Raw genomic sequence first — 14,821 nt, 5'->3', positions numbered from 1 at the left:
GAGAAGACGCGAAATGAGTAGGTGAAGGGAAAAAGGAGGTGACCAGGAGTTGAACCTAGTGTCTGCCATCCGCCTTGCGAAGACGGCGCATGCTGACGCTGCACCACACCTCCGAAAACAATATGGAGCGGCCAGGAGTCGAACCTGGCGTCTGCTGTGCGCCTTATGAGTGCGCTGCATGCTGACCGCTGCACTACATCCCCATATCGACCGATTACTCAGTGTGCTCACTATAGTAGAGAAGCGTTTCGCTGTCAATAGAGCAATCAGCCTGCCTACCAGTCAGAAGGCGTATAGTCTTTGTAGAAGCGGCCATGTTCTAGCTGCCCATCGTTGATGGCGCTCCAGATGGGGTCGCATATGCGTGCTGCGGCGTCCTGCATATCCAGTGGCATGCTCTCCTGCGCTCGCTGCCAGATTGCCTCTTGGGTCGCGGGGGCCTGGCGCGTCACCCAGCCTGGATCAACGCTGTTCATGTAGATATTGTCCTGCGCTAGGTCGGCGGCGGCCGTATGCGTAAGCATATTCAGTGCGGCCTTGGCCATATTGGTGTGTACGTGTGTGCCCAGTTTGTTCTGGGTGAAGCGACCCTCTACAGCGGAGACATTGATAATAAAGCGCTGGGGAAATGGGCTATTTCGCAGGAGGTCGCTCAGACCCTTCACCAGCAGAAATGGCGCGGTAACGTTGATGACCTGGACCTCCAGAAACTCGGTCAGGTCAATCTCTTCGATGCGCTGGCTCCAGCTATTCTCTCTCCGCAAATCAAGCTGCGTTTCCTCTGCCGCGTTGCTCACCTGGCTTACACATTGCTGCTCTTCAGCTCCAGCGACAGCTTGTGTGGGGATAGGTAGGGCCAGCGCGTTAGAGACCTCAGCTATAAAGGAGACTGGAGGCATGAAGGCATGGGAACGCGCGACTAGCTCCTGCTGCGCTGCTGGCAGCGTTTCTGGCGCTCTCTGTTCGTCGGCGAGGAGCGGCGCATAGTAGGCATATGCGCGCTTGACGGTCTGGGCAGCGTTGTTGATCAGGATATCGAGCGCGCCATAGTGCTCTTTTATGTGCGCAATAAAGTATTCTATCAAGGACAGGTGGCGCAGGTCGAGACTATAGATATGTAGGCGCTCACGCCACTGTTCAAAATCAGGCTCCGCACTGTAGCGCTGGGCCGCGTCATGGGGAAAGCGCGTTGTTGCGATGACCATTGCCCCAGCCCGTAGGAGGCGTAGCACCGTCGCGTAGCCGATATGAATGCGCGCACCCGTCACAAGCGCCAATCTTCCACGCAGATCTGCCTGGCTCTGCCGCTTCTGGTAATTGAGATCGCCACACTGGAGGCAGAGCAGGTCGTAGAAGAAGTGTCGTCGGGTAAAACGTTGCTTGCACCTGTAGCAGAGGCGTGTGCGTAACAGCTCTGGTTTGCGTGTGATCCCAATTGTGATCGCGTCAATGCTCTCACCCTCCAGGTATGGGTTCACATAGCTTAGCCCCGGCGCTAGGAGGCTCAGGTAGTCTGGCCTCTCTACCTCGCGTTGGCGCTGGAGCACACGATACATAACCTGGCTGTATGCTTCATGCGAGCCTTCTTCGTATCCTTTGTCGAGTTGTAGCCGTTGCACGAAGACTGCCCCCAGCGGAAGCAAATGTTTGAGCTTGACCTTTCCCTGTTGCGCCTGGCGTTTGCCAATGTCGCGCAGAGCTTTGGTGCTTGCGATAGCTTCTACCGCCTCCACTAAACCCGCTTCATCCACCTCATCTGCCAGGCGTGCCACCAGTAATGCTGTTCGCTCGTCGAACTCTGTTTCTGTTTGTTGGCTTACTTCCAATGGGAGCGTTTTGTCAACAATGATAATATCCAGCCACTGGGAGCGCTTGCCCTGCTCATTCACCAGGTAACCTTCACCTACGCCGTAGCTGGCTGGGAGAAGTTTTGCCAGCTCTTCTTTACATTGGCTTCTCCCCTCAGCCCCTGTTCCTGCCTGCTTCTTGAGACAGACGACGATACTCTTCAAGTGTCTGCGTAGATCGGTCATAGGTGCTTGCTATCCTTGTATCTGCTGCTCAGATCTGTTTCATTAACTCTTCGATTGGCATCAATCTAACATGGCTGTATGGTACTGTCAATCTGACGTGGGGGCTACATTATGCTTATGGCGGTAATATAGTTTTGTAGCTACTTCTTATTGAAATTGTAGTATTTGCAGTCGGGTTTATCTGCTCCTGATGGAAGAGGAGGGCTTTCCCATGAACTCTGAGGAGAATATTAATACGCAGGATGTCCTTTTTGAGAATACTAAGCATCTCTCAAGCTTGCCTGTGAGGGAAGAGAGCGCGGTGGTGCGTTCGCATGGTGTATGGAGCGAGCAGACGCCTCCGATGCCGGCGGGGACGTCGCCAGAAAGCCATTGTCTCACGTGTAGTGATGAACCCCAGGCAGCCAGGGTTATCAGCCTGGATGAGGAGGAGACGGGTTTCGCCCTGGTGGAGGCACAAGAACATATTGAGCGTGTCGATGTTTCGCTGCTACCGCATGTCGCGCCTGGTGATACGCTGCTCATTCATGGTGGTGTCGCCATTGCGCATCCAGGTGTAAGGCCATCAGAACGCTAGAGTTGGGGCGGCATATCTGCATGTGCATAGTATAGGCGCAAAAAAAGCAGGCTTTGTGCCCGTAAAGCCTGCTCTCAAGTCGGTTTGCAGTTCAGAATGTGTTTTCACATTTCCAAAGGGTTTCTCTCGTCCTGAGATGTAATCAGCTCGCCTTCCAGCGGGGTGATGTGTTTCTCATGGCCTTTATCTTACGCTCTCTTCGCCTTATACACTGTGAAGTAGCTCACAAAATGAGACATATCTACAGCATGATGCACTATTCTTGTCGCATCATGCGGCCTTGCTTTGTGCTTATTCCCTTCTTTATGATGTGCTCTTTGATCTGCGGGAATATAATGAAGGTGCTGCATGTTTTCTTGAGAGGAGAGAGGCAATCACTCTGGCGGCAAAACCTTAGCATTTGCTGCTGGCTGTCGATAATAGGTAGCGTGTGTGTTGTGATGGTGTTATCTGTGTCGTCATCAATGCAGCCTTGCTGGCTGCGCTTTCCAACCGTTTTTAAAAGCTCATACTGCTCAAGTTGGCTAGTATATTGCGCTGCGTACGAATGGTGAAGGGATGACTTTTTGCCTATAAGTTCAGTACTTTCGTTGCTACGAGTGATAAATATGCGTTTAGTAATTCGTGCCCCTGAAAAATAGCGCTACATGTGCTGAGGGTGGGAGAATGTAGCAGCCTGTAAATGGGCCTGTATTGTTCACAAAATTTTCGTATTAAGAAGTTAATGTTGATTTTTGCCATCTTTTTCTAAGGAGTTCTACCTTGTCTATCATTCGCATTGTTGGTTTTACCGGTAGCTTGCGCGAAGAGTCCTATAATAAAGCGGCTTTGCGAGCGGCGCAGGAACTTTTGCCCGCCCAGGCCGAGCTTGAAATTCTCTCACTCTCTGATCTACCCGCTTTTACAGAAACGTATAACACTCCCGAAAGTGTTCGCCTGTTCAGCGAGCGTATTGCTCAGGCTGATGCACTCTTGATCGCGACCCCTGAATATAAAGGTCTGCTTTCGAATGCGCTCAAGAATGCTCTGAAATGGATCGTCGCCAGCGGGAATGCCGCCCTGGCCGAGAAGCCAGTTGCACTGATGGGGATTGGTCGTCAGAGTGGTCCCGCACACGTCCAGTTGCGCCAGTTGCTGGCTGCACAGAAGAGTGATCTGCTGGACGAGCCTTCGCTCTACGTAGGCGAAGGGCATGCTAAGATCGATGTAGAGGGCCGCCTGGTGGATGCTGAGCTGCGCGAACAGCTTCAGCAGCTCTTGCAAACCCTGGTCGCGCGCGTCGATGACGCCAAGAGCGCCCTGGTATAGTCGCCAAAAACAGACTTTTTCAGTTTTTACCAGGCGTCCTCAAAGGGATTTGAACGAGCGGAGCGGAGCGATAGCATTTATCTATCGTCCGCTCTTTTTTTTTGCTGATAATTGGCACATGCAACGCATTTTGCGTGCTTCATTCCTGACGATAATCATAGTTGTCTACTCCGCAGTTTAGCTTAGCGTGACATACATAGAGATATTTCTCCATAGCCTCGATGAGGTACGCGCAGAAGAATGTTGGCTTTCTCTCTGGATGAATGGTGAGGATGGAGCTAAGCTATGAGCATAGAACAGCAATCTCGTCAGCGGCAGGAGGCCTGCTTTGAGCAGCCTACGGCGGTGGAGTCGGCACATGAGGCCGGGTTACGGTACGTCACCGATAGCATGCCAGGGATAACGCGCAAGCGAGCAGGGAGGCATTTTCGTTACCTGGATGCGCAGGGAGAGCCTGTGCGCGATGAGAAGACGCTTGCTCGTATTCGCTCGCTGGTGCTTCCCCCTGCCTGGAAGGATGTCTGGATCTGCACGCGTCCCAATGGACACTTACAGGCCACTGGCCGTGACGCCAAAGGGCGTAAGCAATACCGCTATCACTCACAATGGCGCGAGGTGCGTGACGCGACCAAGTATGATAGCCTGGTGGCCTTTGCACATAGCCTGCCTGCGCTACGCCAGCATCTTGAGCAAGATTTGCAGCGGCAGGGTCTGACACGAGAGAAGATCCTGGCCACGCTGGTGCGCCTGCTGGACGTGGCCTCAATTCGCATTGGCAACGAGGAGTATATGCGCTCTAATGGCTCCTTTGGTCTGACCACAATGCGTGAGGGTCATGTCGACATCGAAGGCTCAACCATCCATTTCTGTTTTATTGGTAAGAGCGGCAAGGTGCTGACGATTGATGTAGAGGATCGCCAACTGGCGCGTATTGTGAAGAAATGCCGGGAGCTTCCGGGACAGGAGTTATTCCAATATGTAGACAGCGCTGGCGAGCGACATACCCTCTCCTCTGATGATGTCAATGCCTACCTCCAGGCTGTGTGTGGACAAGCTTTTACCGCCAAAGAGTTCCGTACCTGGACGGGCACCGTTGTTGCGGTCGGTGCTCTCATAGAACTGGGCCGTGCTGAAACAAAAACGCGGGAGAAAAAGAACATCGGGGAGGCTGTGGATCATGCCGCCAATTACCTGGGCAACACCAAGGCCATCTGTCGTAAATGTTATGTGCATCCAGCATTGTTCACCAGTTATAGTGATGGCTCGTTGTGGCAGGCGGTAAGCAGCTTTGAGCAGCACCATGCACAGAAACGCTTTCAGGGACTCAGTCGCGAAGAGGCCATTGTTCTGACGCTGCTGGAAGATTTCTATGGGAAGTGTGATTGATCGATGTATGCATTGGCAGCGTCGGTCCAAGGTAGGGGCTTGCCATTGATCGTGTAAATGAGCCACAATAAAGTGTGCTGGTACACTGTGTATAGTAGCAGCGTGTCTCTATGTTGAGACAGACTTCCTAAACAAGGAGACACATACGCAATATGATGCAGAAACAACAGTCGGATGGCTTCTCTGTGACGACGGGGCTTCCTCGTGTCGTGATTGTTGGCGCTGGCTTTGGCGGCCTGCGCGTGGCTAGATCTCTACATGATGCTCCAGTTCAGGTAACTGTGATTGATAAGAATAACCATCATCTCTTCCAGCCTTTACTCTACCAGGTGGCGACGGCAGGACTTTCGCCTGCCGACATCTCGGCTCCCATCCGCTCCATTTTAAAAAGTCAGCAGAATACCACGGTGTTGCTGGCAGAGGTAACGGGTGTGGATACCGAGCGCCAGCTTGTGCTTACCGCCGAGCGCGAGATCCCTTATGACTACCTGGTGATCGCGACTGGGGCGGCCCATAGTTATTTTGGCCATGACGAATGGAGCGACTTCGCGCCGGGCTTGAAGACTGTCACCGATGCCACGCATATTCGGCGCCAGGTGCTACTCGCTTTTGAGGCAGCCGAGATGGAGTCGGACCCTGATCGCCAGCAGGAGTTGATGACCTTTGTGCTGGTGGGGGCTGGCCCCACGGGTGTAGAAATGTCCGGCGCGATTGCTGAGCTGGCTCATAAGGCGCTCGCGCGTGATTTTCGCCATATTGATCCCCGTTCGGCACGTGTGATCCTGGTTGAGGCCATGCCACGCATCCTGCCCGCTTTCCCTGAGAAACTGGCGCAGAAGGCGCGCAAAGCTCTGAATCACCTGGGGGTCGAGGTGCGCACGAACTCACCTGTCGAAAATATCGATCGTGAGGGCGTGGTCGTCGCGGGACAGCGAATTCCGGCGAGAAATGTCATCTGGACGGCTGGTGTAGCGGCCTCGCCCGCAGGCAAGTGGTTGCAAGCTGAGGTTGACCGCGCGGGTCGTGTCAAAGTGCAGCCTGATCTCTCCGTTCCGAGGCTGCCAAATGTGTTTGTGATTGGTGACACATCCTCGCTCATGCAGAATGGCAAGCCTTTGCCAGGTGTGGCACCCGTTGCGATGCAGCAGGGAAACTATATTGGCTCATTGATCGTGCAAAAGGTGAAAGGGTCGCAAGCGTCTGAACCTGCGTTTCATTACACGAATAAAGGAAACCTGGCGACCGTGGGCCGTTCCTTTGGCATAGCTGATTTTGGCCGTGTGCGTATCTGGGGCTTTCTGGGTTGGCTTCTCTGGCTAGCTGTTCACATCTTCTTCTTGATAGGGTTCCGCAATCGGATACTGGTAATCTTTCAATGGGCATGGGCATACTTGACCTTCCAGCGCGGCGCGCGCCTGATTACCTATCCCCGCCCGTCTCATTCGCAACAGAAGGAACTGGTCGAAGAATTGTTGTAGCTGATCTTGCTAGCCTTACGCTTTATACATATAATAAGGAAATTGTAATTTATGCGTGAGGTGCGTGAATGAGGGATTTGCAGACAAAATTCCCGAAAGGGAAGGTTGTGCGTGATCGCTATGAAATTCAAGAGCTACTAGGGACAGGCGGCTTTGGCGCGGTATATCGTGTGCGTGATCGCCGTGGTGGGAATGTCTATGCCCTCAAAGAGCAGATAGACCCTAATCCTCAGCAGCGCGAACGTTTCGCCTTCGAGAGCCGTATCCTCGAACACCTGGATCATTACGCCCTGCCGCGTGTGTATCGTGTGTTCGAGGACGAGAAGGCGCAGAGCGTGTATATGCTCATGGACTTCATTAATGGGCCGAACCTGGAGCGTTTGCGACGGCGCCAGCCCGAGGGGCGCTTTACCCTTGCTCGCGTTATGGTGATGATGAAGCCTATCATTGAGGCCGTAAGCTACCTGCATCACCAGCAGCCGCCCATTATTCATCGTGATATCAAGCCATCAAATATGATTATCCCTACCTCAGGAGAGGGGGCCGTCCTGGTCGATTTTGGCATTGCCAAGACCTACGACCTGGACTCTACGACCTCAGCCGTGCGGCACTGCTCTCCCGGATATGGCTCGCCCGAGCACTATATGCGCGGTACAAACCTGCGCAGCGATATCTATGGGCTGGGCGCGACTTTCTATACCTTATTGACGGGTGAGGTTCCCATCGATGCGCTTACGCGCCTGACACGTGTGGGCAGTGGAAGTTCTGATCCCTTGGTCTCCGCACATAGCCTGGTCGAGGAGCTGCCGCAGGAGGTGAGCGATATCCTGCAAAAGGCTATGGCGCTTGATCCCGAGGACCGCTATGGCAGCGTAGAAGAGTTTTGGGATGCTTTGAAAGTCTATGTGCCTGAGGTGAAGACCGAGCCTGTGGTCTATGAGGTACTCTCTGAGGAGATTGAGGCACCAGGACCCCAGGTCGAGACGCCACAACCGCCCCTGGTGACTCCTACTCCACTCCCACCGCCAAGCGTTGTGGTGCAGGAGCTACCCCGGCGTCAACGCCGCTCGCGCAAAGGGTTGTTCCTGTTGGTAGCCGCGCTGCTCCTGGCGTTTCTCCTGGTGGGAGGACTGATCTGGACTGCTAATAGTGGCTTGCTTGCTGGCGTATCAACGCAGGCCAAAGTCACACCTACATCATCGACTGTGCACCAGCCAACGGCCAGGGCGACGCAGGCGCCGACCAGGGGGACAACGCCCACTGCTACGCCAACTGCCCCACCAGTCCCTCCAGTGGTACAACCGCCAGCCTCGCCACCGCGACTGGCTCAGGGCTATGGTGGCACGATTTCGGATAAATACACCGATCCGCCAACCAATTCTACGATTGCACTCTCTAATATCGCGCAAAATGGCCAGAGCTTTACTGGCTATGCCTCCTTTGGCCCGGGATTGGTTGGTAATAACAATTTTAATGGGACCATTACGCCTGATCGCAAGTTTCATTTCCTGGTTGCAAGCTATGCGGGCCTGTTGCCACTCTACTTTCAAGGCCAGGTCAATGGCGATAAATCTCTCTCGGGAACCTATTGTAGTTATCGCAATAATGGCTGTGATAACCAGAGCGGTGGCTACGGCGATTGGCACGCCTCACCGCGCTAACGTTGTAACCTCTCTTCTGCAAAGAGCGTGTTGAGTTTTGGATACACAAAATACGACGTCGCTATCTGCTACATAAAAGGAGTGAACGATAGATGACTACCAAGACTCACACTATGTCGAAGCAGGGGACACAGACCATCGAGGCTCAGCCCCGCTTTAAGCAGCGTTCATACGAGATCCAACAGTATGGACAGTTGCATGCTATGCCTCTTAGCCTGCCTGAAAGCGCGATCAAACAGAATGTTGAGTGCCTGAATCAGCTGGTTGCCGATTCGATCACACTCTACAATCTCTATAAAAAGCATCACTGGCAGATGACTGGCCCGACCTTCTACCAGTTACACCTGCTGTTAGACGAGCATGCAGAGCAGATTGAGAAGACCATCGATCTGCTGGCGGAGCGTGTGCAGCAGCTGGGTGGTGTCACCATTGCCATGCCGCATGATGTGGCAGAACTGACCAAGATCGAGCGGCCACCAAAGGGGGTTGAGGATGTGCCTGCGATGCTCTCGCGTCTCGTGAGCGCACATGCAACCGTCATTCAAGGTGTGCGTGAGGGCATTGAGTTAAGTGATAAAAACAAGGACTACACGACCAACGACATCCTCACCTCGGAAGTCCTGCCCTTGCAAGAGATGCAGACCTGGTTTATCTCCCAGCACCTGGTGGATACTCCATTTGCTAGCTTCAAAGAAGAGGGCTAGAGAGGTAGCTCTCTAGGCACCTGCGGTATTAAGGGTATGGAATGGGAGCTGGCTCTGCCAGCTCCCATTCCATACCCTTCCTTTTCACAAAGCTACTAATGCCATAGCGTTCTCTGCCGTTCTATGGTATATTTTATTGCGCTGCTGTACAAAGATTGTTTTTTAAGAACGCAAAGAAGGATAGAGTGGGGAAGACGCCATGTTTTTTGACCATACCAAGATTTTCGTAAAGGCGGGTGATGGTGGCAACGGTTCAATGCATTTTCGCCGTGAGAAGTTTGCTCCCAATGGAGGACCTGATGGTGGCGATGGTGGCCGAGGTGGCAGTGTCTACTTTGAAGCAACCAACCAGCTAAATACGCTGATTGATTATCGTTATAAACAGAATTTTAGCGCGGAGTCCGGCGAGAGTGGCATGCGTCAAAAGATGCATGGTGCGAAAGGAAACGATGTTATCCTGAAGGTGCCCTGTGGCACAATTATTCGGAATGCCGAGACGAATGAATTGGTCGCGGACCTCGTGGAGCCAGGGCAGCAGGTAATGGTAGCTCGTGGTGGCCGTGGTGGCCTGGGAAATGTGCATTTCGCGACCTCGACGCACCAGGCTCCACGTGAAGCGCAGAAAGGCGAGCCTGGTGAGGAGCACTGGATTACGCTTGAGCTGCGCCTGATCGCTGATGTTGGCCTGGTGGGCTACCCCAATGCAGGTAAATCTACATTACTCTCCGTCGTAACCGCTGCGCGTCCGAAGATTGCTGACTACCCCTTTACGACCCTGGTTCCCAACCTGGGAGTCGTTGAGGTTGGACATGCCAGGCAGGGTGACGGCTTTGACTTTGTCCTGGCCGATATTCCTGGCTTGATCGAGGGCGCGGCCCAGGGTGTTGGTCTGGGACACGAGTTTCTGCGCCATGTCAAGCGCACACGTCTGCTCATTCATATGCTGGATGGGTCCCTGGTCGAAGAGCGCGATCCCTGGGAAGATTTCGCGAAGATCAACCAGGAGCTGCGTGACTACGACGAACAGCTGGCTGCGCGGCCACAGATTGTGGTCCTGAATAAGATCGATCTGCCCGAGGCCCAGGAACGCTGGCCCGCGCTCAAGGCTCAGGCCGAGGCTGCTGGCTATCCCGTTTTCGCCATCTCCGCGGCTACTCACCAGGGGACACAAGAACTCATGCAGTTTGCAGGCGACCGCTTGCGCGAAATCAAGCGCGAGGAAGAGGAGCTTGCCGCGGCCCAGGTGCTTTCGCTTGAGAACGCCCCCGTGTTGCGTCCTCAGCCGGATGATGCCTTCTCGGTCATCAAAGACCAGGGTGTGTACGTCGTACGCGGTAAGCGTGTCGAGCGCGCGGTCAGTATGACTGATACCGAGAGCGAAGAGGGTATGGATCGCCTGGAGCGGACTCTGGAGAAAATGGGGGTAACGAAGGCCCTCGAGATCGCAGGTGTCCAGGTGGGCGATGTCGTTCGCTTCGGAAAAGTTGAACTCTTCTGGGGCGAGTAAGCATATGTGGGGCCTTTGATAAAAAGGCCCCATTTTTTCTAGTCAAAGACAATACAATCTCCTCGCTGTACGCGGCTGGGGCTGTTGAGCAAGCTAACCGCCAAGTAGAATGTAATCACTTATTCCTGAATTGTGCTATACTAACTGCGAGAGAGCGTCTTTTTAGCCATCCTGGCAGAGGTGCTGCGTAAAGCTCTACTATTTTGGAAGAAAGACCAGGGCGCCGGTTACACATTATGAGTGAAACCATTAATTTCCTATTTCAGAGTCGTGACAAGGGTCATTTTGAGCTACAGGTCAAGGAAAGCTGGTCGGGACGGACCGTACGCGGAAATTTTATTCCGCCCTATACCACCAAGCAATTAAATCTCCTGCTGAAGAAACTGAACACGCTACAGAACAATAACACGCAGAATTTGCGCGAGATTGGCTATCGTCTCTTTCTCTCGTTATGTGGTATGGATGTTACTTCACCATTGCCGTTGAACGCCAGGCCTCACGAGGCCGAGCAATCGGTTCAGGCGCTTTTGCGTGGTGTTATTCAGCGCACGCTGCGTCGCCGTGGAACAGTGGCGCTTACCTTCTCCTTTGGAGTGGGCTGTGATGAGTTTGTGCGCTATCCCTGGGAGCTACTGCATAATGGCGACCTCTTCCTGCTGGGTTCGGGTATCTTCACGCTGACGCGTGCATTGATTGATGCCGATGATGTGGGCGGTTGCGAACTGCCTGTGCATCCACCTATGCGCGTGCTCTATATTGGGTCCTCACCCCTGGATTGTGCTCCGTTGGAGACCGAAATTAGCTTTGAGGCCCTGGAACGCGGTTTCTCACCCCTCATTGCCTCGGGCCAGGTCTTCCTTGATCGCCTGGAGCCGCCGACCTTTGATCAGCTTGTGCGCTATTTAAGCTCCTATGGTGGCGCGGGCGTCTTTGATGATAGTGATACCTCAATTCCTTGCTATATTGTCCACTTCGATGGGCATGGTGCCTATGGGCGCCTCTGTCCCAATGAGGAATGTAAGGCCGTCAATGATGCTGAGGTACGCCGCTGTACGAACTGTGGGCAATCACTGAGCCGGGTGAATCCCCAGACCTACCTCTGTTTCTGTAATGAGGAAGGCTACAATCAGTTTATCGATGCTCAATCTCTGCGTGATCTCTTTGTCAGCAGCGATGTGCGTCTGGCGGTTTTCTCGGCCTGTGAGACCGCTATGGTGGCGGCGGAGGGACCGCACTGTCAGAAGCGCCCCGGAGCCAATCCCGTAGATGCATCGCTGGCGACAGCCCTGGTCTCGGCCCAGGTACCAGCGGTGGTCGCGATGCCTTTCTCGCTCCAGGATGACCTGAGTCCGACCTTTATGTCGCATTTTTACGAGGCACTCGCCGATGGTCGAACGCTGGAGGAGGCGCTGGCGCGGGCGCGCCAGGCCATGCTCCCCTTGCAGCAAAGCTGGTTTATCCCTGTACTCTATCGCCGGGTCACCGAGAGTGATGTCGCTCCTGTGCCTCTGCTTGTCAGCCGGGAGCAGCCAGAGGAGCATGATGCCCCCCTGGCGCACCTGGGATCGTTCACAACTTTTGTGGGACGCGAGCGCGAGCTGCGTGAGCTTGATGCCCTGTTACTGGCGGTTTCGGCAAATGGAGCGAATGCCAGGACCGCGCAGCGTCAACGCCATAACCCGCACCATATCGCGGTTACCGGTTCGGCTGGCATTGGCAAGAGCGCCCTGGCCCTGGAGGTGGTGCGCCGTCACCAGGATAAATTCCCTGGTGGCGTGGTCGGTGTCTCGCTTGAGGGCGGCAAGACCTTTCATGAGGCCTTGATCGAGATTATTCATTATTTGCACATCCCGACGCGCTTGCAGTCTACCGTGGATAGCGAGCATCGTGCGCGCTTGGTGATGGGCACACTGCGTTCGCTTGCCAGTCGCGAACTTCCTTGCCTGCTTTTGCTGGACGCCTTTGAAGAGGTGCGCGATCGCAATGAACTGGAGACCTGGCTTCAATTCATCTGTGCGCTCCCTGCTGAAGTGACAGTCCTGGTGACCTCTCAGTCGAATCCCGAAAATATGCTGGCTCTGGAGAATGCGCATTGTCGCTGGTATGAGTATCGCGTGGGGAAGATGACCGACGCCGACCAGTTGCAGCTCTTTATGGAGTTGGCGCAGGCGAGTGGGCTGGACCAGCGTATCCACCTTGATGATCCCTATCAGCAGGAGATCTTACGCGAGATCTGCTCTCTGCTGGATGGCTATCCCCTTGGGGCCGAGCTGATCTTTGGCACAGCGCGCACGATTGAGGGCCAGGTGTACACACCAGAGGCCGCCACCCGCTCCCTGGAGGAGGTTCGCGATGAATTGCGTAGTTCTCCCCTGGCTGGCATCCTCACCGTCTTAGAGGTTTCTTCCAGGCGCCTGAGCGCTTCGGCCCGCCTGCTTCTTGCCTATCTCTCGGCCTTTAAGCTTCCCTTTAGCCGCGAGCAGATTGCCCTGCTTTTTCAGGATATGGTCGCTGGAACCACAGATGGGATTGCCACGCTTGCATCTGCATCCCTGGAGGACGCCGCGGCAGATTCTCCTTTACAGATGCTTGTGCGCAACTGGCGTGCCTCGCGTGATGAGCTTGTGCAATCCTCGTTTGTGCAGTTTGATGGGCGTGTCTATACCATCCATCCCCAGATACGCCATTTCGCGGTTTCACAACTGCCAGGGGAGGAGCGCAGGCGCGTCCATCGCATCGTCGCATCCTACTATATGCACCTGCCCCAGCCTAGCCCCGAGGAGTGGTTCGCCGCCTTTGAGCACCTGGAGAGCGCGGGTGAGTCGCAAGATTTGCAGAACGCGGTGAGCCTGGCGGTGCGGGCCTCCTGGGCCTTGTATGGGCGCGGTTACACAGCCGAGCTTCGCGCGATGTTGCAGCGAGCGGGTGTACATGCCGTGCGGTTGCATGACACGACAGGTGAGGGCAGGATACAGTGCTGTATGGGGGCGCTTATGCGCCACCTGGGACGGTATATGGAAGCTGAAGCCTGCCTGCGTAGTAGCCTGGCGTTTCACCAGCAGAAAGGGGAGGCGCAAGACGCGGCCTGGGCGCTCTATGAACTCGCGGTCCTCTCGCGTGAGGAGGCCAACTTCGCCCAGGCCGAGGCTTATCTTGAAGAGGCGAAGGTCAACTTCGTCCAGGCTCAGGATGAACGTGGGAGCCTCTGGCTCGCGCTTGTACGTGGTGAGCTACAGCGCGGATATGGCAACTACCGGCCAGCGCTAGAACTCTTTGAGCAGGCCGTCAAAGGCCTGCGCCAGCTCAAAGACCAGGAGGGGTATGCCTGGGCATTACGCGACCTGGGAGCCACAAAGGGCGCTTTGGGCTACTATACGCGTGCTCTGACCGATAATGAGGAGGCACTGCGTACGTTTGATAATCTCAATATGGTCGGCGCTCAGGCCTGGGTGCTTGCTGATCGTGGAGAGATCTATCTACACCAGGGCAAGCTCGATGCGGCCCAACAGCAGGGGCGAGAGTCGCTGCGCCTCTTTCAGGCACAATCCATGTTGCGTGGGGAGGGCTGGAGCTTACGTCTCCTGGGAAATGTAGCGCGGGCGCGCGGCGATGTAGAGCATGCGCAGTTGTACTATAACGAGGCGCTACGGATCTTTGCCTCACTAAGCGACCGTGTGGACGAGGCTCGTGTCTTGAATGCTCTGGGAGCTGTTGCCTATACGCGTGGTGAATACCAGGAGGCGCAGTCCTACTATGAGCAGGCTCTGACACGTGTACAGGAGCAGAATGTCTTGTTGATTGAGGCGCAAACGTTGTGGGGGCTGGGTGATATTGCGCGCGCCTGGCGACGTTTCTCCGAGGCCGAGCACTATTATACCCGGTCTGGGCAGTTTGCGGATCGCCTGGCTTTACCCGCCATGCAGTGCGCGGTTCTGCGTCGCCAGGGACTTTTGCGCCAGGCTGAGGGGAAGTATCAGGATGCCTTGCGCTACCTGGTACAGGCCCTGGTCCTCGATCAGCGCCAGGAGCATCCAGTACGCCAGGAGCTGGCGCAATGTATTCACACGCTGGTGCGTGAGCAGCACCTCGACGATGAATATAGTCAACTCAAAAGCCAGTATGCGCTTGCATGATGGTATGTGAGTAAGGGCGTGCGGTGGGGGTGTG

At 54.8% G+C, this 14,821-nt stretch carries 9 protein-coding genes and 1 tRNA gene; 8 read left to right on the top strand and 2 right to left on the bottom strand.

The features are described from left to right. Nucleotides 1-33: 33 nt before the first annotated feature. A tRNA-Ala gene (locus JMJ04_RS00360) sits at nucleotides 34-113 on the bottom strand. Between the two features lie 162 nt (nucleotides 114-275). Continuing rightward, a complete protein-coding gene (locus tag JMJ04_RS00355; RefSeq protein WP_201368592.1) occupies nucleotides 276-2,033 on the bottom strand; it encodes an SDR family NAD(P)-dependent oxidoreductase in 1,758 nt (585 codons plus the stop codon). 211 nt (nucleotides 2,034-2,244) lie between these two features. Between JMJ04_RS00355 and JMJ04_RS00350 the strand changes: the two genes are divergently transcribed. The 8 genes from JMJ04_RS00350 (at nucleotide 2,245) to JMJ04_RS00315 (ending at nucleotide 14,787) form a co-directional block, all read left to right on the top strand. Further along, entirely contained in the window at nucleotides 2,245-2,610 is a 366-nt protein-coding gene (locus JMJ04_RS00350) for a HypC/HybG/HupF family hydrogenase formation chaperone (RefSeq protein ID WP_201368591.1), read from the top strand. A 762-nt stretch (nucleotides 2,611-3,372) separates the two neighbouring features. Then, nucleotides 3,373-3,918 carry an NADPH-dependent FMN reductase gene (locus tag JMJ04_RS00345; RefSeq protein WP_201368590.1) on the top strand — a complete coding sequence of 182 codons (546 nt, stop codon included), beginning with the start codon at nucleotides 3,373-3,375 and terminating at the stop codon, nucleotides 3,916-3,918. Nucleotides 3,919-4,203: 285 nt separating this feature from the next. Further along, entirely contained in the window at nucleotides 4,204-5,304 is a 1,101-nt protein-coding gene (locus JMJ04_RS00340) for a DNA topoisomerase IB (protein WP_201368589.1), read from the top strand. Nucleotides 5,305-5,456: 152 nt separating this feature from the next. Next, on the top strand, nucleotides 5,457-6,782 hold the full coding sequence (locus JMJ04_RS00335; RefSeq protein WP_201368588.1) for an NAD(P)/FAD-dependent oxidoreductase: 1,326 nt from the start codon (nucleotides 5,457-5,459) through the stop codon (nucleotides 6,780-6,782). Nucleotides 6,783-6,859: 77 nt separating this feature from the next. Further along, a complete protein-coding gene (locus JMJ04_RS00330) occupies nucleotides 6,860-8,443 on the top strand; it encodes a serine/threonine protein kinase (RefSeq protein ID WP_201368587.1) in 1,584 nt (527 codons plus the stop codon). A gap of 92 nt (nucleotides 8,444-8,535) precedes the next feature. Next, nucleotides 8,536-9,147, top strand: coding sequence for a Dps family protein (locus JMJ04_RS00325; RefSeq protein ID WP_201368586.1), 612 nt, complete (start codon nucleotides 8,536-8,538; stop codon nucleotides 9,145-9,147). A gap of 199 nt (nucleotides 9,148-9,346) precedes the next feature. Continuing rightward, nucleotides 9,347-10,654, top strand: coding sequence for a GTPase ObgE (obgE, locus tag JMJ04_RS00320; RefSeq protein ID WP_201368585.1), 1,308 nt, complete (start codon nucleotides 9,347-9,349; stop codon nucleotides 10,652-10,654). 236 nt (nucleotides 10,655-10,890) lie between these two features. Further along, nucleotides 10,891-14,787 (top strand): tetratricopeptide repeat protein, encoded by a 3,897-nt coding sequence (locus tag JMJ04_RS00315; RefSeq protein ID WP_201368584.1) that lies wholly within the window; start codon nucleotides 10,891-10,893, stop codon nucleotides 14,785-14,787. Nucleotides 14,788-14,821 lie beyond the last annotated feature (34 nt).

The organism is Ktedonobacter robiniae, from assembly GCF_016587375.1.
Taxonomy (GTDB): Bacteria; Chloroflexota; Ktedonobacteria; order Ktedonobacterales; family Ktedonobacteraceae; genus Ktedonobacter; species Ktedonobacter robiniae.
Note: the sequence above shows the minus strand (reverse complement) of the source record. Positions and strands in the feature narration are given on the sequence as shown.